The 21,689-nt window shown below is 68.5% G+C and carries 21 protein-coding genes and 1 pseudogene; 13 read left to right on the top strand and 9 right to left on the bottom strand.

Annotation, left to right across the window (positions count from 1 at the left end):
• Nucleotides 1-13 precede the first annotated feature (13 nt).
• Nucleotides 14-949 (bottom strand): helix-turn-helix transcriptional regulator, encoded by a 936-nt coding sequence (locus tag ACZ63D_RS35615; RefSeq protein WP_465358719.1) that lies wholly within the window; start codon nt 947-949, stop codon nt 14-16.
• A 171-nt stretch (nt 950-1,120) separates the two neighbouring features.
• Nucleotides 1,121-1,657 (bottom strand): helix-turn-helix domain-containing protein, encoded by a 537-nt coding sequence (locus tag ACZ63D_RS35610; RefSeq protein WP_465358718.1) that lies wholly within the window; start codon nt 1,655-1,657, stop codon nt 1,121-1,123.
• A 307-nt stretch (nt 1,658-1,964) separates the two neighbouring features.
• Between ACZ63D_RS35610 and ACZ63D_RS35605 the strand changes: the two genes are divergently transcribed.
• Nucleotides 1,965-3,107: a TetR/AcrR family transcriptional regulator gene (locus ACZ63D_RS35605; protein ID WP_465358717.1), complete on the top strand. Its 1,143-nt coding sequence runs from the start codon at nt 1,965-1,967 to the stop codon at nt 3,105-3,107.
• Here ACZ63D_RS35605 and ACZ63D_RS35600 read toward each other — a convergent pair.
• Nucleotides 3,104-4,315 (bottom strand): oxygenase MpaB family protein, encoded by a 1,212-nt coding sequence (locus ACZ63D_RS35600; RefSeq protein ID WP_465358766.1) that lies wholly within the window; start codon nt 4,313-4,315, stop codon nt 3,104-3,106. The two genes, ACZ63D_RS35605 and ACZ63D_RS35600, sit on opposite strands and share 4 nt — an antisense overlap.
• 163 nt (nt 4,316-4,478) lie before the next feature.
• The gene (locus tag ACZ63D_RS35595; RefSeq protein WP_465358716.1) at nt 4,479-4,928 is read right to left on the bottom strand and encodes an ArsI/CadI family heavy metal resistance metalloenzyme; all 450 of its coding nucleotides are present in this window, start codon (nt 4,926-4,928) and stop codon (nt 4,479-4,481) included.
• Between the two features lie 80 nt (nt 4,929-5,008).
• Between ACZ63D_RS35595 and ACZ63D_RS35590 the strand changes: the two genes are divergently transcribed.
• From ACZ63D_RS35590 to ACZ63D_RS35575, 4 genes and pseudogenes are all read left to right on the top strand, one after another.
• Nucleotides 5,009-5,371 carry a metalloregulator ArsR/SmtB family transcription factor gene (locus tag ACZ63D_RS35590; RefSeq protein ID WP_465358715.1) on the top strand — a complete coding sequence of 121 codons (363 nt, stop codon included), beginning with the start codon at nt 5,009-5,011 and terminating at the stop codon, nt 5,369-5,371.
• On the top strand, nt 5,368-6,435 hold the full coding sequence (arsB, locus tag ACZ63D_RS35585; RefSeq protein WP_465358714.1) for an ACR3 family arsenite efflux transporter: 1,068 nt from the start codon (nt 5,368-5,370) through the stop codon (nt 6,433-6,435). Before ACZ63D_RS35590 ends, arsB begins: the two co-directional genes overlap by 4 nt.
• Entirely contained in the window at nt 6,432-6,830 is a 399-nt protein-coding gene (locus ACZ63D_RS35580) for an arsenate reductase ArsC (RefSeq protein WP_465358713.1), read from the top strand. The genes arsB and ACZ63D_RS35580 overlap by 4 nt, the downstream gene beginning before the upstream one ends.
• Before the next feature lie 85 nt (nt 6,831-6,915).
• A pseudogene (locus tag ACZ63D_RS35575) lies at nt 6,916-7,573 on the top strand (aminotransferase class I/II-fold pyridoxal phosphate-dependent enzyme); the annotation flags it as partial.
• Nucleotides 7,574-7,633: 60 nt separating this feature from the next.
• Here the strand turns inward: ACZ63D_RS35575 and glnA are convergent.
• Nucleotides 7,634-9,058 carry a type I glutamate--ammonia ligase gene (gene glnA / locus ACZ63D_RS35570; RefSeq protein WP_009073253.1) on the bottom strand — a complete coding sequence of 475 codons (1,425 nt, stop codon included), beginning with the start codon at nt 9,056-9,058 and terminating at the stop codon, nt 7,634-7,636.
• 172 nt (nt 9,059-9,230) lie between these two features.
• On the opposite strand from glnA, the gene ACZ63D_RS35565 reads away from it, so the two are divergent.
• On the top strand, nt 9,231-9,716 hold the full coding sequence (locus ACZ63D_RS35565; RefSeq protein ID WP_465358712.1) for an RDD family protein: 486 nt from the start codon (nt 9,231-9,233) through the stop codon (nt 9,714-9,716).
• A gap of 148 nt (nt 9,717-9,864) precedes the next feature.
• On the opposite strand, the gene ACZ63D_RS35560 is transcribed toward ACZ63D_RS35565, so the two are convergent.
• On the bottom strand, nt 9,865-10,593 hold the full coding sequence (locus ACZ63D_RS35560; RefSeq protein WP_465358711.1) for a DUF4191 domain-containing protein: 729 nt from the start codon (nt 10,591-10,593) through the stop codon (nt 9,865-9,867).
• A 64-nt stretch (nt 10,594-10,657) separates the two neighbouring features.
• Here ACZ63D_RS35560 and ACZ63D_RS35555 point away from each other — a divergent pair, with 64 nt between their 5' ends.
• From ACZ63D_RS35555 to ACZ63D_RS35530, 6 genes are all read left to right on the top strand, one after another.
• A complete protein-coding gene (locus ACZ63D_RS35555) occupies nt 10,658-12,757 on the top strand; it encodes an ATP-dependent DNA helicase UvrD2 (RefSeq protein WP_465358710.1) in 2,100 nt (699 codons plus the stop codon).
• A gap of 208 nt (nt 12,758-12,965) precedes the next feature.
• Nucleotides 12,966-13,244 (top strand): hypothetical protein, encoded by a 279-nt coding sequence (locus ACZ63D_RS35550; RefSeq protein WP_465358709.1) that lies wholly within the window; start codon nt 12,966-12,968, stop codon nt 13,242-13,244.
• A 153-nt stretch (nt 13,245-13,397) separates the two neighbouring features.
• Entirely contained in the window at nt 13,398-13,745 is a 348-nt protein-coding gene (locus tag ACZ63D_RS35545; protein ID WP_067592977.1) for a WhiB family transcriptional regulator, read from the top strand.
• Between the two features lie 1,064 nt (nt 13,746-14,809).
• A complete protein-coding gene (locus ACZ63D_RS35540) occupies nt 14,810-15,703 on the top strand; it encodes a class I SAM-dependent methyltransferase (protein WP_465358708.1) in 894 nt (297 codons plus the stop codon).
• Nucleotides 15,700-15,882: a hypothetical protein gene (locus ACZ63D_RS35535; RefSeq protein WP_465358707.1), complete on the top strand. Its 183-nt coding sequence runs from the start codon at nt 15,700-15,702 to the stop codon at nt 15,880-15,882. The genes ACZ63D_RS35540 and ACZ63D_RS35535 overlap by 4 nt, the downstream gene beginning before the upstream one ends.
• A 198-nt stretch (nt 15,883-16,080) precedes the next feature.
• Complete coding sequence (locus tag ACZ63D_RS35530; protein WP_465358706.1) at nt 16,081-16,884, top strand: maleylpyruvate isomerase family mycothiol-dependent enzyme; 804 nt, start codon at nt 16,081-16,083, stop codon at nt 16,882-16,884.
• A gap of 282 nt (nt 16,885-17,166) precedes the next feature.
• On the opposite strand, the gene ACZ63D_RS35525 is transcribed toward ACZ63D_RS35530, so the two are convergent.
• From ACZ63D_RS35525 to ACZ63D_RS35515, 3 genes are all read right to left on the bottom strand, one after another.
• Nucleotides 17,167-17,961, bottom strand: coding sequence for a hypothetical protein (locus ACZ63D_RS35525; RefSeq protein ID WP_465358705.1), 795 nt, complete (start codon nt 17,959-17,961; stop codon nt 17,167-17,169).
• A gap of 234 nt (nt 17,962-18,195) precedes the next feature.
• Nucleotides 18,196-19,497, bottom strand: coding sequence for an ABC1 kinase family protein (locus ACZ63D_RS35520; protein ID WP_465358765.1), 1,302 nt, complete (start codon nt 19,495-19,497; stop codon nt 18,196-18,198).
• A 103-nt stretch (nt 19,498-19,600) separates the two neighbouring features.
• On the bottom strand, nt 19,601-20,686 hold the full coding sequence (locus ACZ63D_RS35515) for a ThiF family adenylyltransferase (RefSeq protein WP_465358704.1): 1,086 nt from the start codon (nt 20,684-20,686) through the stop codon (nt 19,601-19,603).
• A gap of 216 nt (nt 20,687-20,902) precedes the next feature.
• On the opposite strand from ACZ63D_RS35515, the gene ACZ63D_RS35510 reads away from it, so the two are divergent.
• Nucleotides 20,903-21,412, top strand: a complete 510-nt coding sequence (locus ACZ63D_RS35510) for a M48 metallopeptidase family protein (RefSeq protein ID WP_465358703.1) — start codon at nt 20,903-20,905, stop codon at nt 21,410-21,412.
• Nucleotides 21,413-21,689: the final 277 nt, after the last annotated feature.

Raw genomic sequence — 21,689 nt, 5'->3', positions numbered from 1 at the left:
GGTAGGGAGAAGATCAGCCCGCAGCGATGGACGGAGTCCTGCAGTCGTGGTGAATCTTCGGGGCGGTGTCGCCGGTGCGGCGGAATCCGCCGGGGCTCAAGCCGGTCTCGCGCCGAAAAAACCGGCAAAAGTAGGCTGGATCGGCGAATCCGACGCGGCTCGCGACCTGCCGCACGGACAGATTCGTGCGCAGCAGGAACCTTTTCGCCTCCTGGGTCCGCGCCTCGCGCACCAATTCCGCCGCGGTGCGCCCGGTCGCCGCCTTGACGGCCTCGGTGAGGTAGCCGGGAGTGACGCCGAGCCGTTCGGCGTGCGCGCGCACCGACCACAGTCCCAGCTCGGATTTTTCGGCCTGCTGCGCGAATTCCGCCGCTACCGCGCGGGCGCGGGCCGGGGCGGGTGCCGACGGGATGCCGGGCAGCCGCCCGGCGCGCACGATCAGCACGTGCAGCAGCGCGCGCAGCACGGATTCGGCGTCCTCGCCGCCGCGGCGGAACTCCTCCTCGAGTTCGGCGATCAGCCGCGCGGTCCGGTCGTGCTCGGCCCGGTCCAGCCGCAGCCACGGCCGTTCGCGCAGCCTGCGCAGGGTTTCGCGGTCGGCGGGGTGGTCGAAGAGGAAGTCGTCGGTGAACAGCACGACCGACCCGGCCAGTTCGCTCGCCTCCCAGTGGTGCACCTGGCCCGGGGTGACGACCCCGAGGTGCGGCGGGCTCAGCTCCCACCGCGTCAGGTCGACCACGTGCGCGCCGGTCCCTCCGGTGACGAGCACGATTTCGTAGAAAGTGTGCCGGTGCGGGAATTCCGCCCGCGACAACGGGCCGACCGCGTCGAAAGAGCCGACCGCGAACGGCACCGCGTCGGGTGCGGGCACCTCAAGCCGGTGCAGCGGAAGTTCCCCGGTTTTGACCGGTCGGCAGCACATTCCCGGGGGCACCGTCGTCCCACGCATCTGTCCGTCCTTTTCGCCGGTTTCGGAACGAAAAGTCTAGACCAATTTCGCGGCGGATACCTCCGACGGAAGTATCAGTACCGTGCCGGATGGTTACTGATCCGGCCACAGTCACGGCCTATGGCTTCGCCGCGACGGTCACGTGCCGCTTGGGGCCTTCTTTTGGCCGGATCAGTAACTCGGCGGAGTGACGCTCACGAGGAAGCGGGCGGCGGTCCGGCCGTCGTTGCGGAAGCGGTGCGGGATCGTCGAATCGAAGTGGCAGCTGTCGCCGGTCTTGAGCACGTGCGTCTGCTCGCCGACCTGGACGGTCAGCCGTCCGGCGATCACCACCACGCATTCCTCGGACGGATGCGAGCGCAGTTCGTCGGACGAGACGCCGCCGGGTTCGAGCACGCCTTCGAGCACTTCGAGCTTGGCGCCGCCCGGCGACGCGCGGGTGTAGGTGATCGCGTGGTGCGGCGAGGAGATCCGGTACCGGTCCTCGTGCCGGATCACCGCGACGGTTTCCTCGTCCGGCTCCTGGAACAGGCTGAACAGCGGAATGTCGAGCACCTCGGCGATCCGCCGCATGGTTTCCAGGCTGGGGTCGGTGACGCCCCGCTCGACCTGGCTGATCAAGCCGGTCGACACCCCCGCCTGGTCGGCGAGCTGGCGCACGGTCAGCCCGCGCAGGGTGCGGAACTCGCGGATCCTCGTCACGGTCACCTGATCATTATCCTCAACCGGTGCTCCGGCGCAGGTCACCGGCCTCGCCGGGTCCCGGTGAACGGTTCTCGCGCACGGATTCGGCAATCAGCGGCTCAACAGTTTTCGTTGCTGCGCGCGACAAAAAGTACGAAAACGGTGGTGCTGCCCTGCTCCCGTCCCGGCCCCGAATCGCCAGCTGACCCACCCGGCCACCCCGTCCGGCGATGAACTGCTCTGTCTCCCCAGCCCGCGTGAAGACGCGCTCGTCTCGTGATTGACTGGCCCGCATGGCCGTGTTTCCGCATCCGGGTGCTCGGGGTCCGCAGTGACCTCCGAACCGGCCGCGGCGACCCGTCCGCGCAATCGCAAGCAGCTCATCGTCGAAGCGGCGGGCCGGGCCTTCAGCGAACGCGGGTACCACGCGGCGTCCATGGAGGAGATCGCCGCCGCCGTCGGGATCACCGCCGCGGCGCTGTACCGGCATTTCCCGAACAAGTACGCCCTGTTCACCGAATGTGCGAACGTGATGGCAGACCGGCTGGTCGCGGCCTTGGACACGGTGCCGCCGGACGCGTCCGCCGCGGACGTCCTCCGCCCGCTGGCCCGCGTCACGGTCGCGCACCGCGAGTCCGGCGGCCTGTACCGCTGGGAGGCCCGCTACCTCGATCGAGCGGACCGTCGCGTCCTGAGCGGGAAATTCGCCCAGGTCGTCGCACGCGTGACCGAGGTAGTGCGGCCGTCACCGGACGTGGACCTCCGCGCGGTGGCCGCACTCGGCGCGATCGGCTCGATCACCATGCACCGCACGTCGATCGCCCAGCACCGCGCCGAAAATCTGCTGACCGAATCCGCCCTGCGCGTCGCCACCGCGACGTCCACCCCGACCGCGCCCGCGGTCTCGTTGCCCGCTCAGCCCGTCCCGCGAACCCGCCGCGCGCAGATCCTCGCCGCCGCCGTGCCGTTGTTCGAACGCGACGGATTCGCCACCGTCACGAACGCCCGCATCGCCGAAGCGGTGGGCTTGGTGCCGTCCGCGCTCTACCGGCATTTCCCCAACAAAGCCGAAATCCTGGCAGCCGCTTGCCTGCAGGCCGCCGGGCTCCTGTCGCAAGCTGTTGAACAAAATCTCCACGGCACCACCGGCGCAGCGGCTTTGCCCGTACTGGCCGCGACTTACGTGGCCTACAGCTTCGAACACACCGCGCTGACCAACGTCGCCGCCGCGGAGCTAGGCGGCCTGCCCGCGGCGTTGCAACGCCCGCTGAACCTCGCCCAACGCGAGCACATCGCCGTATGGGAACAACAACTCCGCCTGGCCCGCCCGGACTTGGACGCGCACCAAGCCCGCGTGCTGGTGCACGCGGGCTTCGGCGCGGTAGTCGAAACCGGCCGACGGCTGCGGTGGGAGGACACCCCCGGCCACCGCGCCGCCGTCACCGCTTTCCTGCTGAGCGCACTGGGACTTTAAGCACCCGGCCGATTCGCCGTGGGGAGCGTGATCGGCGTCTGCGTCGGCGAGGTCCCATTGTTGAGGTACAGCATCGAAATGCCGCGCACGAACTGGTCGAAGAGATAAAAACTGCCCGGCATGATCTTCGTCGCCCCTTCGCGGAACGCTACATAGGCGGGCCATTCAAGTCGAACCAGCGCCGCCTGCGCGTAATCGCGGGGGAGCCCGAGCCAATCGCCCATCTGGTCGTTGAGAAGGTAGCGGACCAGTTCGTTGACGAACCCGGAATCGAGCCCGAGCGTTGGCTGCTCGATGTAGCCGAGCAACGTTTTCGCCAGGCTGACCCCTTCCTCGGTCGGCCCGAGCACCGGCCACAACATCTGCTGTGCCTGCGCTTCCGCGTCCGCCCAGGTCTTCGGAATGAACTGCTCCTGCACGCCGAGCAGATACAGCGCGACCTGCCAGGCATGCAAGTCCGCTTCCTGCTCCGCGCTCGACAGCGCGATGTGCCATTTGAGCATGTTGCTGCGCGCGAACGTCGCGACGGAATGGAACGTCCGCAGAATGTCGCCATTGCTGATCGGCTTGGGCTGATCCGCGCCCGCCTGGTATTTTGCCGACGTCGGCAGCAAATTCCGGACCACCGCGTGCACCAGCCGCGTCTTGTTGGCCGTGACGACGAAATGCCCGTCCGGCGCCCAAGCTTTGGAGTTGTGCAGGTCGTAGCCGAAAGTGAACGTCTTGGCCGCCCGCTGCTTCATGTCCGCGCCGCCGGCCGACCAGTAAACCGCCCGCGCCTCCCGCGGAATGACGGTGCTCATGATTCCGCTGCCGAGCGTCTCGGAGACGAACAGATAACTGCTTAACCGGGTATAAAGCTTCTCCGACGCGGCCAGCTTGACCGGATCCGCCCACGCCGGCAGCCGGTTGACCTGCTGCAGATACGCCACCAGATAATCCGGCATGCCAGCGGGCAACGGCGCGTTGTTGTCAATCCAGCTTTCCCAGGCCGTATTGACCGCGGGCACCTTGCCCTCGGCCAGCAACGCCTTGGCGACCGCGTCCGCGGTGTCGTCCCACACCTGGAACGGATCGGCCCCCGTGCCGCTGCCGGCGATGGACCCCGCGCCCGACCACGCCCACGCGGTGCCGGTGGTGCCCGCCATGCCCGCGATGCCCAACGCCGCGCCGAGGGTCAGCACCTTCCTTCTGCTGAGATTCTCCATGTACTTGTCTGCCTCTCTGGTAGGCGTCGTTGCCATCCCATCACCGGCCAGGGGCTGCTCACGGCCCCGTGTCGACAGTCTCGGAAGAAGTGATTTCTCATTAACATAACGGTGCTGGTCGGCTGGTGGCAAGAGGTGTCGCCGCTCCGGATCAACAGTGCGGTCAGGCGCAACAGCCCTCCGGCTTGGCGGTCTCCTCGGACGTGCAGCACGTCGCGAGCGCGGCACTGTCGGAGCCATACGTCGGCGCATCCGCCTTGACGGTGTAAACCTCCCAAGGCTCCCGTCCGGGACCGTGCACCCACACCTTGTCCTGCACGGCGTAGCAGCAGGTGGTGTTGTCCTCGGTCAGCGTCTCCAGCCCCTCGCCGGTGAGCCGCTTGCTGGCCGCACTGACGTCCTCCGTCGACTCAACTTCGACGCCGAGGTGATCCAGGACGGTCTCCTGGCCAGGCTCGCCTTCCAGCAGGACGAGCTTGAGCGCGGGCTCCGCGACCGCGAAGTTCGCGTACCCCGGCCGAAGCTTGGCTGGTTCGACGCCGAACAGCTTTGAGTAGAAGTCGATCGAACCAGCCAGGTCCCCGACCCGCAGGGCGAGCTGAACGCGAGACATCCGTCCTCCTTGAATAGATACTTGTCGAAGCAGAGTCTACCTAGATTGCTGTCTATCTAGAGGTCTGTCAAGATAGACGTATGTCGAAGCAAATCCTGCTGGCGGCGATCAGCGCGTGCTGCACCCCGCTGACGCGCGAACCGCTGGACGAGGACCAGGCCGCGGAGCTGGCGAAGCTGTTCAAGGCGATGGCGGACCCAGTGCGCCTGCGTTTGCTGTCGCTGATCGCGTCCCACGCCGGAGGCGAGGCGTGCGTATGCGACCTGACCGACGCGTTCGACTTGACCGGCCCGACGATCTCCCATCATCTGAAGGTGCTGCGCGAATCCGGCCTGATCACCGGGGAGCGGCGCGGCACCTGGGTCTACTACCGCGTCCACCCCGAGGTCCTGGCCCGCCTCTCCGCGGTGCTGGTCCCGGGCGACGCGGAGACACTCGCGTGACCGCGCCTGAAACCGGAGTGGTCGGCAAGCTGTCCACTTTGGACCGTTTCCTGCCGGTGTGGATCGCCGCCGCGATGGTGCTCGGACTGCTGGCCGGCCGGTGGATTCCGGGCCTCGCCGGGGTGTTGAACGCGGTTTCCGTAGCCGGAATCTCGCTGCCGATCGCGCTCGGACTGCTCGTGATGATGTATCCGGTGCTGGCGAAAGTCCGCTACGACCGGCTCGGCGACGTGACCGCCGACCGGCGGCTGCTGTGGCCGTCGCTGGTGCTGAACTGGCTGGTCGGACCCGCGCTGATGTTCGCGCTCGCCTGGCTGCTGCTGCCCGACCTGCCGGAATACCGGACCGGGCTGATCATCGTCGGCCTCGCCCGCTGCATCGCGATGGTGATCATCTGGAACGACCTGGCCTGCGGCGACCGGGAAGCCGCCGCCGTGTTGGTCGCGCTGAACTCGGTGTTCCAGGTTGTCATGTTCGGCGTCCTCGGCTGGTTCTACCTCGCCGTGCTGCCCGGCTGGCTCGGCCTGCCGCAAGCCGGCCTGACTGTTTCCGTGTGGCAAATAGCCAAGAGCGTGCTGATTTTCCTCGGCATCCCGCTGCTCGCCGGCTACCTGTCTCGTCGCCTCGGCGAACGCGCGAAGGGCCGCACTTGGTACGAATCCCGGTTCCTGCCGAAGGTCGGTCCGATCGCGCTGTACGGGTTGCTGTTCACCATCGTGATCCTGTTCGCGTTGCAGGGCGACCAGGTCACCAGTCGTCCGCTCGACGTCGCCCGGATCGCGCTGCCGCTCCTGGTCTACTTCGGACTCATGTGGGCGGGTTCCTACGCGCTCGGCAAGGCGGTCGGCCTGTCCTACGAACGAACCACGACGCTGGCATTCACCGCGGCGGGCAACAACTTCGAACTCGCCATCGCCGTCGCGATCGCCACCTTCGGAGCCGCGAGCGGGCAAGCGCTCGCCGGAGTAGTCGGACCGCTCATCGAAGTCCCGGTCCTCGTCGCCCTGGTTTACGTGTCTCTCGCGCTTCGCCGCCGATTCGCCGCCGCGGAGGTTTCGTCATGAGCGTCCCCGAAGTGCTCTTCGTCTGCGTCCACAATGCCGGGCGCTCGCAGATGGCAGCCGGTCTTCTGCACCATCACGCGCGCGGCAAGGTCACCGTCCGCTCGGCCGGGTCCGCGCCAGCCGACACCGTCAACCCCGCGGTCGTCGCGGTCATGGCCGAACTCGGCATCGACCTGTCTCGCGAGTTCCCCAAACCTTTGACCACCGAGGGCGTCCAATCGGCCGACGTCGTCATCACCATGGGCTGCGGCGACGCCTGCCCCGTGTTCCCCGGCAAGCGCTACCTCGACTGGCAGCTCGACGACCCGGCGGGTCTCCCGGCCGAGCAGGTCCGCCCCATCCGCGACGAGATCGACCGGCGGGTGCGGGAGCTGCTCGACGAACTGCTCCATTGAGCCTGCCGTGCTGGACGTGCCTTGGCGGAGCACTCACCGAAGAATCGGCCCTACCCCAGGAATGCGGGTGACCTCATCCGCGTCCGCAGCACCCACTCGCCGCCGCCTCATCGTGACCGGCGGCGTCTTCTCAATGGGCGGCTATCTCGCGCCACTGCGGCAAATCTGCGACCTAGCCGACCGCTACGACGCCCTGGTCATGGTCGACGACTCGCACGCCGTCGGAATCCTCGGCCCGACCGGAGCCGGAACCGCCGAACTGCTCGGCGTGCGGGCACGAGTCGACATCGTCACCGGCACCCTCGGCAAAGCACTAGGCGGTGCCTCCGGCGGCTTTGTCAGCGCTCACACCGAAATCGTGAACCTGCTGCGGCAGAGCTCCCGTCCCTACCTGTTTTCCAACGCTCTCCGTGGCAGGCACTCTCGCCGCTCTGGACCTCGCAACCGATCCCACCCGACGCGAGGCGCTTCACCGCAACACCGCGGAATTCCGCTCTCGGATGGAACGCGCGGGTTTTCACCTCCTGCCCGGCGAACATCCCATCGTGCCAGTCATGTTCGGCGACGCAGGCGACGCTGTGCGAGTCGCCGAACGAATGCTGCGGTCGGGCGTGTACGTGACGGCGTTCAGCTACCCCGTGGTCCCGCTGGGAGAGGCGCGCATCCGGGTGCAGCTCTCGGCGGAACATTGCCGCGAAGACCTCGACCACTGCATCGAGGCCTTCATCGCGGCGCGCGGCTGACCAACGCGAAATGGCCCGCCAGCAAATGCTGACGGGCCATTCACGCAGTGCGGGTTCAGATCACACGTCGTAGTACAGCGAGAACTCGTACGGGTGCGGACGAAGCCGCAGCGGGTCGATTTCGTTCTCCCGCTTGTACTGGATCCACGTCTCGATCACGTCGGGCGTGAAGACGCCGCCCTCGAGCAGGTAGTCGTGGTCCTGTTCCAGGGTGTCCAGCACGGTGCCGAGGTCGCCCGGGACGAGCTTGACGTTCTTGGCCTCCTCGGGCGGCAGCTCGTAGAGGTCCTTGTCGATCGGCTCCGGCGGCTCGATCTTGTTCTTGATGCCGTCGAGCCCGGCCATCATCATCGCGGAGAACGCGAGGTACGGGTTGCCCGACGAGTCCGGGCAGCGGAACTCGGCGCGCTTGGCCTTCGCGTTGTTGCCGGTGATCGGGATGCGCACGCAGGCGGAGCGGTTGCGCTGCGAGTACACCAGGCTGACCGGGGCCTCGAAGCCCGGGACCAGGCGGTGGTAGGAGTTCACCGTCGGGTTGGTGAAGGCCAGCAGGCTCGGCGCGTGCTTGAGCAGGCCGCCGATGTAGTGCCGCGCCGTGTCGGACAGGCCCGCGTAGCCGGACTCGTCGTGGAACAGCGGCTGGCCGTCCTTCCACAGCGACTGGTGGCAGTGCATGCCCGAGCCGTTGTCGCCGGCGAGCGGCTTCGGCATGAACGTCGCGGTCTTGCCCGCGGCGAACACGGTGTTCTTCACGATGTACTTGAACAGCTGCAGGTCGTCGGCAGCGTGCAGCAGCGTGTTGAACTTGTAGTTGATCTCCGTCTGGCCGGCGGTGCCCACCTCGTGGTGCGCGCGCTCGATCTCGAAGCCGGAGTTCGTCAGCTGGCGGACGATGTCGTCGCGCAGGTCGGCGAAGTGGTCGACCGGCGGGACGGGGAAGTAGCCGCCCTTGAACCGGGTCTTGTAGCCCTGGTTGCCGCCCTCGGTGTCGGCTCCGGTGTTCCACCAGCCCTCGATCGAGTCGATTTCGTGGAACGACAGGTGCTCGGCGTCCTCGAAGCGGACCGAGTCGAAGATGTAGAACTCCGCCTCGGGGCCGAAGTACACGTTGTCGGCGACGCCGTACTCGGAGATGTACTGCTCGGCCTTGCGCGCGATGTTGCGCGGGTCGCGGCTGTAGGCCTCGCGGGTGAACGGGTCGTGCACGAAGAAGTTCAGCGAGAGCGTCTTCGCCTTGCGGAACGGGTCGATCCGCGCCGTCTCGGGGTCCGGCAGCAGCAGCATGTCGGACTCGTGGATCGACTGGAAGCCGCGCACCGAGGAGCCGTCGAAGGCGAGACCCTCTTCGTACGCCTCCAGGTCGAACGCCTTCGCGGGCACCGTGAAGTGCTGCATGACGCCCGGCAGGTCGCAGAACCTGACGTCGATGGACTCCACCTTCTCATCTGCGATGAGGCGCTGAATGTCGTCTGGAGTAGTGGGCACCCTCGGTGACTCCTTCTCGTTCGTTACCGGCGGCTGTACTCTCTTCGGCTCACGCTAAGAGGGCGGTGTTGCCCGACCGTCACCCGAATGTTTCGCCGGTGTTAACGGGCCGCCGCTACTGCCCAGTCGACCAGGCCGGACGTGGTCCGCGCCACCGGCATACCCTGGACGGGTGGCGAGATGGACGGGTGAATGGCTGCCGGGCACGGGCGACGGTCCGACCGCGGCTCCGCGCGAGGCTCCGAAGTGGCGCGGCGAGTCGCTGGGCCTGCCCGAATCCGGCGTGGGCGCGGTGGCCGGCGGCGGCCCGCGCTTCCTCGCGCTCGTGCTCGACCTCGTGCTCGCCTCCCTGATCACGGCCCTGTTCGTGCGCTACGACCTGCAGAACGCCGCCGCGATGCAGACGTTCAACCTCTGGGCGGGCGCGGTCTGGGCGATCATCACCGCCATCCCGGTCGCGTTCTTCGGCTTCACCCCCGGCATGGCGGCCGTGGGCGTCCGGGTGGCCCGCCTGGACGGGGCCGCGATGGTCGGCGCGTGGCGCGCGCTGGTGCGGATGGTGCTCACCACGCTGCTGCTCCCGCCGCTGGTGCGCAACGCCGACGGCCGCAACTGGCTCGATCGCGTCACCAACACCGTCGTCATCCGGATGCGCTGACGCTGGTCCGAAGGCCGGACGGCCGCGCCTGAGCAGCCAATGCCTGGAAGTTGAAGTCCGTGGAGCCCTTCATGGACCGCAACCCGCTGGCCCCCGGACGCGAAGAACCCCCGGTCGCGGTGACCGGGGGTTCTTCGCTGATTAAACGTCAGCGACGGCGGATGGTGCGCTGCACGTTCCGCATCTTCGCGCCAGCGGGCATCGGCCCCTTCGGCATCGCCGCGCCGCGCGAGCCGAGGGCGGCCAGCTTCGCTTCGAGGGCGTCGACCTGGGCCGGCTTGAGGTTCCGCGGCAGCTTCGCCAGGTGCGACTGCAGGTTCTTGAGCGGGACCTGCTTGTCCTCGTGGCCGATCGTCACGTCGTAGATCGGGGTGTCGCCGACCAGCCGGGACACGCGCTTCTTCTCCTGCGCGAGCAGGCTCTTCACCCGGTGCGGGGCGCCTTCGGCCACGAGGATCACGCCGGGGTGGCCGAGCACGCGGTGGACGGCGTCGAGCTGGGTCGTCGCGGCGACGGTCGGCGTGACCTTCCACTTGCCGCGCATGTTCTCCAGCGCCCAGGCGCCCGCGCCGGGCTGGCCGTCGGCCTTTCCGTAGACCGTGCGCTGCACGCGCCGGCCGAAGATGATCACGGCGAGCAGGATGCCGAGCACGATGCCCAGCGGCAGCAGCGTCCATTGGATGCCGAAAATGAGCCCGATGCCGAACAGCACACCGGCGACCACCACGATCGAACCGACCATCCAGGGGATGAGCATCGGGTCTTCGCGGCGCTGCATCTTGAACGCCTCGAACAGCTGCCCGCGCCGGGCCTTGCTCGCCGCGCGCTTTTCCCGCTTGGCCTGCTTGGCCGCTTCCTTGTCCTGCTTGCCCGCCATATGACCAGGATACGGCCGCGTGCCCGGCCGGGAATCCGTCGGCCCCCTCTGCGAGGATCGCGGGGTGGCCATCGCATCGTCTCCCCAGAGCCGGCAGAGCCGCGCGAGCCTGCTCGACGGGCTTGATCCCGAGCAGCGCGCTGCGGCGGCGGCCCCCCGCGGCCCGGTGTGCGTCCTCGCCGGCGCGGGCACCGGAAAGACCCGGACGATCACGCACCGCATCGCCCACCTGGTCCGATCGGGCCACGTCGCGGCCGGGCAGGTGCTGGCCGTCACCTTCACGACGCGCGCGGCGGGGGAGATGCGCACCCGGCTGCGCGGCCTCGGGGTCGACGCGGCGCAGGCGCTGACGTTCCACGCCGCAGCCCGCCGCCAGCTCCGCTACTTCTGGCCGCGGGTCGTCGGCGACCGGCCGTGGGACCTGATCGACAACAAGTTCCGGCTCGTCGCCCAGGCCGCGCAGCGCGTCCGGCTGAGCACCGAGACCGAGGTGCTGCGCGACCTGGCGAGCGAGATCGAGTGGAGCAAGGCGTCGCTCGTGTCGCCGGACGACTACCCGACGGTCGCCGCTCGGATGCAGCGCGACACCCCCGCGCCGGTCGCGCAGGTCGCCGAGGTCTACCGCTGGTACGAGGAGTTGAAGACGAACGCGCAGGTCCTCGACTTCGACGACCTGCTCTTGCAGACGACCGCGGTGCTGGAGAAGCACGAGGCGGTCGCGGCCGAGTTCCGCGACCGTTACCGCTGCTTCGTGGTCGACGAGTACCAGGACGTCACGCCGTTGCAGCAGCGGTTGCTCGACGCGTGGCTCGGCGGCCGCGACGACCTCACCGTCGTCGGCGACGCCAACCAGACCATCTACTCCTTCGGCGGCGCCTCGCCGAAGTCGCTGCTGGAGTTCACGCGGCGCTTCCCGGAGGCGACCGTCGTGCGCCTCGAACGCGACTACCGGTCCACGCCGCAGGTCGTCGCTCTCGCGAACCGCGTGATCGGCGCCGCGCGCGGACGTCCGGCCGGGTCGCGGCTGAAACTCATCGGGCAGCGTCCGGACGGTCCAGAGCCGCGGTTCGCCGAGTACGAGGACGAGGCCGCCGAGGCCAGCGCGGTCGCGCGGCGGGTCCGAGAGCTGCTCGACGCGGACGTGCCAGCGAGCGAGATCGCGGTGCTGTTCCGGGTGAACGCGCAGTCGGAGGCGTATGAGCAGGCGCTCACCGAAGCCGGGATCCCGTACCTGGTCCGCGGCGGAGAGCGGTTCTTCCAGCGCACCGAGGTGCGGCAGGCGATGGCGGCGCTGCGCACGGCGTCGATGGAGCCCACCTCTTTGGAGCTGGTCACCGCCGTGCGCTCGGTGCTCGCGCGGGTCGGTCTCACCGAGCAGCCGCCGTCCGGTGGAGCGGCGAAGGAGCGGTGGGACGCGCTGCTCGCGATCGTGGAACTGGCCGAGGAGCTGGCGGCGTCGGTCGAAGACGCGGACCTGCCGCGGTTCGTCGCGGAGCTCGAACAGCGCGCGGCGGCGCAGCATCCGCCGACGGTCGAAGGCGTTACGCTCGCGTCGCTGCACGCGGCGAAGGGGCTCGAGTGGGACGCGGTGTTCCTCGTCGGGCTGTCCGAAGGAACCATGCCGATCCTGCACGCGGACGGCGACGACGCCGCGATCGAAGAGGAACGACGGCTGTTCTACGTCGGCGTCACGCGGGCCCGGGAGCACCTGTCGCTGTCGTGGTCGCTTTCGCGCGGGCCGGGCAGGGGACGCAACCGGCGGCGCTCGCGGTTTCTGTACGGCCTGATCCCGGAGGACCACCCGGCGGCGCGCATCGCACGTTCGCAGCAGACCGCGAAGCCCGGCTCGAACGTCGCCCGCTGCCGGCTGTGCGGCGGTCCGCTGGTGCAGACCATGGAGGTCAAGCTGGGGCGGTGCGGGAAATGCCCGTCCACAGTGGATGAAGAGCTGCTGGAGAAGCTGAAGACGTGGCGCGGGGAGCGTTCGCGGGAGCTGAAGGTCCCGGCGTTCGTCGTGTTCACCGACGCGACGCTGATGGCGATCGCCGAGCAACGCCCGATCGACGACGGCGCGCTGGTGTCGATCTCCGGGATCGGGGCGACGAAGCTGGAACGATTCGGCGCGGAAGTGCTCGACGTGGTCCGCTCGTCGATGCGATCTTGACCGCGTCTTCGCGGTGATCGATGCGGCGAACCTGCAGCTCGGAGGCGATCTTCAGCTTTTCGGCAGAGATTTCGGAAAATAAGTTGCCCCGGTTGCGCCGGGGCGCATAACCTGCGTAGGCACCCGGGCGAGAGCCCGGTCTGGGGATGAACACGACGGTCGCCGCCTCGAGCGGCGCAGTCCGACAGAGAAAGGCGGTGCCGGTGAAATGATCAGCAATCTGAAACTCGCGTTCCCTGGCACCGGTCTGTCTCTCTGCATGACCGTTGACGCCCCGCGCCAGGGCACCGGTGTGTCCACGTTCGCGCACATCGACGGAACTCGTCGTCACGTTGACGGTTTGCGTCGCATCGAGCGCAACGGGACCCCGGCCGGCATCACTCTCGCGAGCGCCGCCGTCGTTGCCGCGTACCCGCAGGTTGATGTCGATCTGCCGACCATCAAGCAGTTCCGTGTTCCGTTGTCGATACGGGAGCGAAGTTCCTGACCTGACGTCAGGACTCAAGGCTCACGAAGGCCGCGGAACCGGTAACCGGATCCGCGGCCTTCGTGTTTTTGTGGCTGCACAACACAAAGGAACAAGTTGTCCAGTTCGATCGCCCACCGCCACACCACCACCGCACCGCAAAGGAGCACGGAAATGTCATCCGCCATCGCCCTCGCCGAGGGCCCCTTAGCCGAAGGGTTCGACATCGGCGACCTGCTCGACGGGGTCGCCGAGCCGGAACTCCCCTGCCGCTCGCGCGACGCGGACCTCTGGTTCGCCGAATCGCCCGCGGAACTCGAGCGGGCCAAGGCGTTCTGCGCCGGCTGCCCGGTCCGCGAGGCCTGCCTCGCGGGAGCACTCGCCCGGCGTGAGCCGTGGGGTGTCTGGGGAGGCGAGATCTTCGAGCGCGGTGCGGTGATCGCGCGCAAGCGGCCCCGTGGCCGTCCGCGCAAGAACGCCGCCCTCGAACCCGCCGCCGCAGCCCGGAGTGCCGCCGCATGACCGTCAACCTCATCACCACGCGCGATTTCGAGGCCCACACGCCGAAACCGGTCCGTGTCCAGCCGAAACCCAAGCAGAACAAGTCTCAGGAGACCACGAAGATGTTGCTTCACGAAGAACTGTCCCGAGCGCGAATACGCGACCTGATAACCGAACAGGAAACCCAACGCCCGTGGCGCCAGGCGCGAGCCGCGCGCCGCTGGTCGCGGGTAGCCCGCTGGGCGACCAGCCGAGCGGAGCGACACCAACCACCCAATTAATGCGGTTCGGTCTGGTCAGGCAGGTCCGGCTTTCGGCTGGTTCTCGCCTGACGGGCCGCTTCGTCCGGGAGCCGGTGCTCGCCGCCAGGATTGCCTCCAGTCCTGGCTGGCGGACATCGGCTGCTCGGCGTTGATTCTCGCCGATTTTGGCTGCCTGTCTCGGTTTTCGCGCTGCCCTTGCTCGGGTTGGCAGCGTGGAACCGGTCAGGTTCGGTCGCCTGATCACCCGGCCGTGAGATGGGTGATCAGGCTTCGGCCGGAATGCTTCGCTCGGCTCATCGGCTCAGTCCTCCAACGGGTGCGGGCGGCCATCAGCCTGGAGGGCTGCCCAGTTCGGGGGCCAACTGCCCATGAGCGCTGAACGGTGCGGGCGGTCGTTCGGCTTGGGTGGCCATCGAGCCTGGGCAGTTGCCCGGCTCGGGCAGCCATCGGCGCTGGCCGCCCTCTGGCTTAACCGGCCATCCGGCACGGGTGGTTCTTCGGCACGGGCGGCCCTCCGGCTAACCGGCACCGGTGGTCGTTCGGCTCCGGTGGTCATCCGGCGTAGCGGCTGATCGGCGAAGGCAGCCGACCAGTCTGGGCACTCGCGCATGAATCGTCCGGCTTGATCGGCGTGGCGAGAAACCGGCGTCGGGTTCGTGGGCACCAACCACCGCGCGGTGCCTGCCCCTGGGGGAGGGCAGGCGTCCGCAGCCGGGGTCCCGGCGGGATCACGGCTTCGCCGGAACGGGCCTGGAAGATCTGTCGGGGGATCGTCCAGGCTCGTTCTCGTCCGGAAAGCACGGGCGGGTGTTCAATGACCCCGTGTCCGGACATACGCACGACCACATCGACTGGGCTGACCGGCTGGCTCTTCTCCGCGCAGCCGACACCCTCGACGCTCCCGCCCACGCCGCCATCGCCGCGCGCCTGGCCGCAGAACTTCCGGCCAATCCGACGGTGATCGACCTTGGGTGCGGAGCTGGCGGGATGAGCACCCACTTCGCCCGAGCCCTGGGTGCCCGCAACGGCGGCACCATCGTCCTGGTCGACGCAACACCTGAACTGCTCGACGAGGCCCAACGCGCGGTACGCGCCGCCACCGGTACGGGAGGTGGAGGGGCCGCGCCGGCAGTTGAGGTGTGTGCGGTCGTCGCCGACCTCGCCGACGGTTCCCTTCCTGACTTGCTGCCTGTCGCGGATCTCGTGTGGGCGTCGCGCGTCGTGCATCACCTTCCGGATCAGCAGGCCGCGATTGGAACGCTTACCGCGGTGGTGCGGGCTGGCGGAGTGGTCGCGCTCGCTGAGGGTGGATTGCCTTTCTCTTGCCTCCCTTGGGATCTCGGACTTGGTCGGCCCGGCTTAGCGGACCGGTTGCAGGCCGCGCAGGCTGAGTGGTTCGTCGGGATGCGCGAGGGCATCGACGGCGCCGTGCCCATGCCTTACGGCTGGCCAGTCGCGCTCGAACGTGCCGGGCTCGTTGAGGTCAGCTCGTTCAGCGCGCTGGTGGATCACCCCGCGCCGGGCCCGGACGGGCTCACCGACTACGTCCACCACCACCTTTCCCGTCTCGCGACGCACGGTGCCGACCATCTCTCGGACGAGGACCGCGCGACGCTGGCGTCCCTGCTCGACCCGGGCAGCTCCCATTACCTCGGCAAACGCCGCGACCTCTTTCTGCTCGGCGCGCGCACTGTGCACCACGGGCGGCGACCGTGACGGCACCCAACCCCACGTGTTCGTGGTGTGGCCGAGCACGCGCCGCGGAAACGGATCCGCTCGCGACCCTGGCGTGGGTGAGCACCAAGGAAAACGGTGAGCAGCGCTGGCTCTGCCCGGACTGTGCGCGCACCCATGTCCGGGACATCGAGGGCAAGCTGCCCGACGAGTACTGGTAACCGGCCAGCTCGCGCGGCTGCGGCTGCTCTTCGGGGCTGCGGTCGCGGTTCCAAAGGATGGCGCGGGGCATGGTCAGCCGGGAGAGCCAAAGAAATTCGTGAGGCGGTTGTCGATCGCCGCCGCCGTCGTTCGACGCGTAGTCGAAGGCGCCCGCAAGGGGCGGGTGCCGCACACTGATTTCGGCAAAGGACCATCCCATGACTGAACTCAACGCAGACCGCACCCGGCGCGCGATCGTCGACCACACTCGGCGGCTGGCGGAAGCAGCGGTCGCGGCCGGGCCTGATGCGGCCGTGCCGACGGCCCCGAAGTGGACCGTCGCTGATCTGGTCGCGCACGTCGGCCAGACCCAGCACTGGGTCGCGGAGATCATCGAGCGGCGGATCACTGACCCCACCCAGCTGCCCACCGAGATGGCTGTGCCGCCTGCCGACTCTCGCGAGTGGCGGGCCTGGCTGTCGGAGTCCGCGGAGCGGGTCGCTCGCGCGTGCTCTGACGACGCGCTGGACGCGCCGGTCTTCAACGCCTCGGGCGACGCACGGTCCGGGACGCAGTTCTGGATGTCCAGCATGCTCAACGAGGCGGTCGTCCACGGTTTTGACGCCGCCAAGGCCGCCAACCGGCTGGCCGACATCGACGCCGACGTCGCGGCCGCGCTCATCACCAACCACCTCACGATGCTCACCTCGCCCACTTGGGAGATGCAGCGGCCCGCGTCCGCGCACGCCCTTCGGGGCACTGGGCAGACGTTGCAGTGGCTGGCCACTGACCTCGACGGCGGCGTGGGCGCGTGGTTCGTCGAACGGCGGCCGGAGGGGGCGGCGTGGCAGTCCGCAGCCCGTGCGGCCGACGTGACGGTGACCGGTCCGGCGCAATCGCTGCTGCTGCTCTTGACCCGACGGCTCCCTCTCGACAACCGCGAGACCGCGGGCGTCAGCCTCGACGGCGACACTGACCTCGCCCAGCACTGGCTGGCCAACACCGCCCACGCCAGCGACTGACCCCAACCGCGGCCACGCCTACGAGGGTTCATTGCGGATAGAGGGGCAGACAGGCGCGGCCGGAGAGGCGGAGCGCGGTGGATTTCGTCGTCGCAACCGACCGCACGCCGCCAACCAAGCTCGATCAGCCCACGTCTTCGTCGGCTCCCTAGGCACCTGCTTCTCATGAGAGCGAGACCGTTCTTCGGCTGCGGTCACAACCCGCGGATACGTGTAGTTCAAGCGCCTCCGCACGCGTGGAGGATGCATGCCGGTGCCGGGAGGCTGGGCGAAGGGTTCGGTTCATGCGGCATTTCCTGTCTTGTAGACGGCGCGCACTTTCGGCCGGGGCGTGCGCGCCGCGTGGCGGTAGGCGTTGAGAAGCTCCGCGCTCATCTCCTCCGGTTCTTCCCGGAGTTGGTGTGGGGTGCACCGAAACAACACGGTGCCGGTCGCGGCCAGAGCTAGGTGGCTGAAGTCTTCGGGACCCGCTGCGGTGCGGTAGCGCCAGGCGAGACCGATCTCGTCCCACCAAGCGTCCGCGGTACCTAGCCTGCGACCGCGGCGATCGCAGACCGCGACATTCCATTGCGGGGTGGGCAGCGGAGTTCGCTGGAGGACCCGGAGTGCTTGTCCGTGCGCGAAGGTTTCTTGGTCGTCGAGGTTGCGCAGGACTGTCCGTACGGCCGCGGAGCCGCGCTGGTTTCCGGTGTTCAGTTCGGTCGTCAGCTCGGCCCGGTCCGCCAGGCCCCAATACAGCGGCAGCGAGACCAGTCTGGCGATCTCGTCCGGATCGTTTTCCCGCCGGGCGAGGTCGAGGGCGGCGCGGGCAGCGCTCGCGTAGGGCAGGCCGTCGATCTGGATGGCTTTGGGCATCCGCGCGGTGCGGTAGGTGATGACGCTGGGCTCGTGGGACGGCCTTCGGTTGTGTGGCACCAGAAGATGGATCTCCGGAGTCCGCGGATGGCTGATTCCGTGCGCGCACAACGCATCCGTGCCCGTGATGACGGTTCCGCGGCCGTACCGGGCAACGGCTGCGTGCAGGAGTTCTTCTCGGCTCGGAGGTTTGTCGTGCACGAGATACACGCCGGAGTACACCTGCCGCCACGGTCCGCCCGGACCGGAGAGCTGTGCGGCTCTTCGGTCTGAAATTCCCGCGACGCGCAGGTGTCGCCGGTGGAGCACACCATGGGAAACGAGATCACCGAAAGCGATCGAGTCAGTGCTTGTTGTAGTCGCCATACATCGAGAATGACGCCTTGATCAACTGCGCGGAACCACCCGGCGCAATCTGTGGACAACTCCGGATTGTCGTCCTCCGTTGTGGATAACTCAGGCGGCGAATCCGGGCTGCCAGCGTTCCACGATGCCGCGGGCCGGGATCTCGGCGTCGAGCTGGCAGAGGATGCCCGTCGAGCCTGCCGTAACCCGGTGGATCATCAGGTACTCCGGCGGCAGGTTCAGCGAGCGGCCGACGTGGAAGTCGTTGCTGCGCGAGTCGCCGACGCGACCCGCCTGGCGTTGCATCCAGCGACGCGTGAAGTGGAACGTCGGCTCGGCCAGCGGTTCGGTGAACGGTGCGAGATAGGCCAGCACCTCGTCCGCTTCCAGCGACGAATCTGGCCGCACGAACCGGTTCTCGCGCAACAGCCGCATCAGCTCGTCGGAGTGGCCGTCCAGCGCGAGACGCGTGATTTCGCCCAGGTGCCGCGGAATTCCGTGCGGCAGTTTCGCGACGCCGCCGAAGTCGATTACGCACAGCCTGCCGTCGCCGGTGAGCATGAAGTTGCCGGGGTGCGGGTCGGAGTGCAGCAGATGCGCCCGCGTCGGCGACGAGTAGTGGAACTCCGCGAGCAGTCGTCCGGCGAGGTTTCGGGTGGCCGCGTCGCCGTCCTCGATGATCTTGGCCAGCGGGGTGCCGGTGGCCCACTCGCTGACCACGACCTTCGGCGCGCTCGCCACGACGCGCGGTATCAGGAACTCGGGATCGCCCTCGAACGCCTTCGCGAACGCGCGCTGGTTGTCGGCTTCGGCGAGGTAGTCGAGTTCCTCGTCCATGCGCTCGGCCAGTTCGGTGAGCAGCGGTTTCACGTCGGTGCCGGGAATGAACGCCTGGAACAGCCTGCTGAAACGCTGCAACTGGCGAAGGTCGCTGCGCAGCGCCTCGTCCGCGCCCGGGTACTGGACCTTGACCGCGACCTCGCGACCGTCGTGCCAGGTCGCGCGGTGCACCTGGCCGATGCTCGCCGCGGCGGCCGGCTCGTCGTCGAAGTGCGCGAACCGGCCGACCCACGACCGGCCCAGCTGCTCGGCGAGCACGCGATGGGTCTGCCGGGCAGGCATCGGCGGCGCGGCCGACTGCAGCTTCGTGAGCGCTTCCCGGTACGGCTGCGCCATATCGTCCGGTACCGCGGCTTCGAACACGCTCAGCGCCTGGCCGAACTTCATCGCTCCGCCCTTGAGCGTGCCCAGCACCTCGAACAGCTGCTCAGCGGCCTTGGCCGAGAGCGTCGCGCTCACCTGCTCAGCGCTCTGCCCCGCCAACCGCTTGCCCCAGCCGCCCACGGCTCGCCCGGCGATGCCGAGGGGAAGGCTCGCCAGCTTCGCGGTACGGGCCGCGCCGCGGCGCGGCATGGCGGAATCGCGGTCTCCGGTGCGGTCGCGAAAGTCGGTCACTCTGCGATTCTGCCTTGGCGAGCACGACGGTCGCAGCCTGCTGACGCCACCTAGGTGTGTCCTACGTCTCTTGCAGTACCTCCTGGGAGGCTTCCTCCGCCGGTGAGGGGCCTTCTTCGACAGGAACCGGCGCTCCGCAGCCACAGTCCGGATGTGGCTCCCAAATCCGGCGATGCAGCTTTCCGTCGAAGTTGTCGATCTCGAGCGTGGCGTTCCAAGCCGGGGGCGGGGTTTCACTCGGCGACAGCAGCCGCATCGCCTGCGCGACGGCGAGCGAAGCGCACGCCTGCACCGCACCGAGATCAGCCCGCGGAATCCGGCCTACCAGCTGTGTCGCGATCCTTGGCCACGACAGATCGGAGTCGGTCCGATGCAGATCGCAGCAGCGGAGGCAGGCGCTGCGGCCAGGCACCACCAGCGGCCCGACGATGCCCGTGCCCTCGCACACGCGGACCGGCAGGTGCGAGGTGGCCGAGTCGACCAGTTCAGCCACTTCTTCCGGCGGCGGGACAAGGGTGTCGGTGAGCAGCACGAGGTCGGGGAGGCGGCGCTGGTTCCGGGCGGTGGTGACGTCGGGCGCGACCCGGGCGACGACGTTCCGGATCGCGCGCTGCCTGGGCTGGCCCAGCTCAGCGGGCGTGAAGCCGGAACCGAGATCGGCCTCGGTGACCGTGCCGGACGCACGGATGTCGAGGTGCCCTATTCCGGACGTCGCGAGCAGCGCGGCGACCGCGACGGCGATCCGCCCGCTGCCGTGGACCGCGATGAGGCTCTGCCAGCGACGGTCGGTGAGCGCTGGCTGGTAGTGCCGGGCCCGCAGCGACCACAAGCCCGTTTCGACCCGTTTCATGGTCTTCTTCGCCGCTTCGGTGACCAAACCGAGCGCGGCCAGCTGTTTCAGCAGGAGATGGAACTGGTCCCGGTGTTCGCCTACAGCGAGCAGGACGTCCTCGAGCGCGCGCCGTCCGTCGAGCCTGCGGACGCTGTCGACGATCGCCGCGGGCAGGCCGTTGGCGATGATGCCGTAGCGAGGGTCGAGGCCGAACTGGATCTCGTCGCCGTCGCGTTCGAGCACGTGGATGCCCGGAAGCAACGTCGGATACGCCGGCAGGAGCACGTCCGGCGGCGGAACACTGGACAGGGTCATGCGGCCAGCTTGGCAGCTCCGCAACTCCACTCATGGGTGAGAAGCTGAGTTGTCCACAGGGAAATCTTGTTGTGGACAAGTCGCGGCTGTGACCTTTCGGCGCTCCAAGTTGTCGGTGCTGAGCCTTACCGTTGTCGGGTGGTCGAAGCACGGATGCCCTCACTGAGAGGCAGGGGCGAGAAGGCCCCGTCGGACACTTCTCAACACAAGGTCGAGGTGCGGCGCAGCCAGCGCAGGCACCGGACGGTCACCGCGTACTGGAACGACGACACCCTGATCGTCCAGATCCCGGCGCGGATGACGCTCGAGGAAGAGAATCACTGGGTCGCGGAGATGGAGCGCAGGCTGCTGCGCTCGAAGGGACGGAAGGCAGCGCCGCCCAAGACGTCGGACGAGGCGTTGCTGAGCCGTTGCGCGCTGCTCGGGGGGAAGTACCTGGACGGGAAGGCGTTGCCGGCCAGCGTGCGGTGGGTGCCGCCGATGCGGACGAGATGGGCGTCGTGCACGCCGGTGGACGCGACTATCCGGGTGAGCGAACGGCTGCAGCGGGTGCCGCAATGGGTGCTGGACTACGTGCTGGTCCATGAGCTGGCGCACCTGCGGGAGCCGGGGCACGACGCGGCGTTCTGGAGGCTGGTCAACCGGTATCCGAAGACGGAACGGGCGATCGGGTATCTGGAGGGGCTGTCGGCGGCGGCTGGGTGGGGGATTTCGGAAGAGGACTGAGCGGGGAGCCGGGCTGGCCGGGGCGGCGGTGGGGTCTTGGGGAGCGCCGGTGGTTGGGCTCTGGGCAGGGCTGGGCGAGTGCTCGGACGAGCGTCGTGGTGGCCGGTGAGGATGTGGGGGAGTGGTGGCTGGCCCTGCCGAGCGCGCGGCTGGCCGCAGCGGGTGAGGGGATGTGGCGAAGGGCTGTTGCTCATTGGGGAACGAGGGCAGGCGGTCTGCGGAGGAAGTTCGAGAGCGCCGGAGCTGGCTGGGATGGCGTGCGCGGCGGTGGAGGACC

The sequence above is a fragment of the Amycolatopsis sp. NPDC104775 genome (assembly GCF_055583325.1).
Note: the sequence above shows the minus strand (reverse complement) of the source record. Positions and strands in the feature narration are given on the sequence as shown.

What these genes read in the sequence shown, in the direction of transcription:
- ACZ63D_RS35615 (WP_465358719.1), bottom strand. Translation starts at nt 949, where the DNA reads ATGCGTGGGACGACGGTGCCCCCGGGAATGTGCTGCCGACCGGTCAAA.
- ACZ63D_RS35600 (WP_465358766.1), bottom strand. Translation starts at nt 4,315, where the DNA reads ATGGAGAATCTCAGCAGAAGGAAGGTGCTGACCCTCGGCGCGGCGTTG.
- ACZ63D_RS35595 (WP_465358716.1), bottom strand. Translation starts at nt 4,928, where the DNA reads ATGTCTCGCGTTCAGCTCGCCCTGCGGGTCGGGGACCTGGCTGGTTCG.
- ACZ63D_RS35590 (WP_465358715.1), top strand. Translation starts at nt 5,009, where the DNA reads ATGTCGAAGCAAATCCTGCTGGCGGCGATCAGCGCGTGCTGCACCCCG.
- ACZ63D_RS35580 (WP_465358713.1), top strand. Translation starts at nt 6,432, where the DNA reads ATGAGCGTCCCCGAAGTGCTCTTCGTCTGCGTCCACAATGCCGGGCGC.
- ACZ63D_RS35560 (WP_465358711.1), bottom strand. Translation starts at nt 10,593, where the DNA reads ATGGCGGGCAAGCAGGACAAGGAAGCGGCCAAGCAGGCCAAGCGGGAA.
- ACZ63D_RS35550 (WP_465358709.1), top strand. Translation starts at nt 12,966, where the DNA reads ATGATCAGCAATCTGAAACTCGCGTTCCCTGGCACCGGTCTGTCTCTC.
- ACZ63D_RS35545 (WP_067592977.1), top strand. Translation starts at nt 13,398, where the DNA reads ATGTCATCCGCCATCGCCCTCGCCGAGGGCCCCTTAGCCGAAGGGTTC.
- ACZ63D_RS35530 (WP_465358706.1), top strand. Translation starts at nt 16,081, where the DNA reads ATGACTGAACTCAACGCAGACCGCACCCGGCGCGCGATCGTCGACCAC.
- ACZ63D_RS35520 (WP_465358765.1), bottom strand. Translation starts at nt 19,497, where the DNA reads ATGCCGCGCCGCGGCGCGGCCCGTACCGCGAAGCTGGCGAGCCTTCCC.
- ACZ63D_RS35515 (WP_465358704.1), bottom strand. Translation starts at nt 20,686, where the DNA reads ATGACCCTGTCCAGTGTTCCGCCGCCGGACGTGCTCCTGCCGGCGTAT.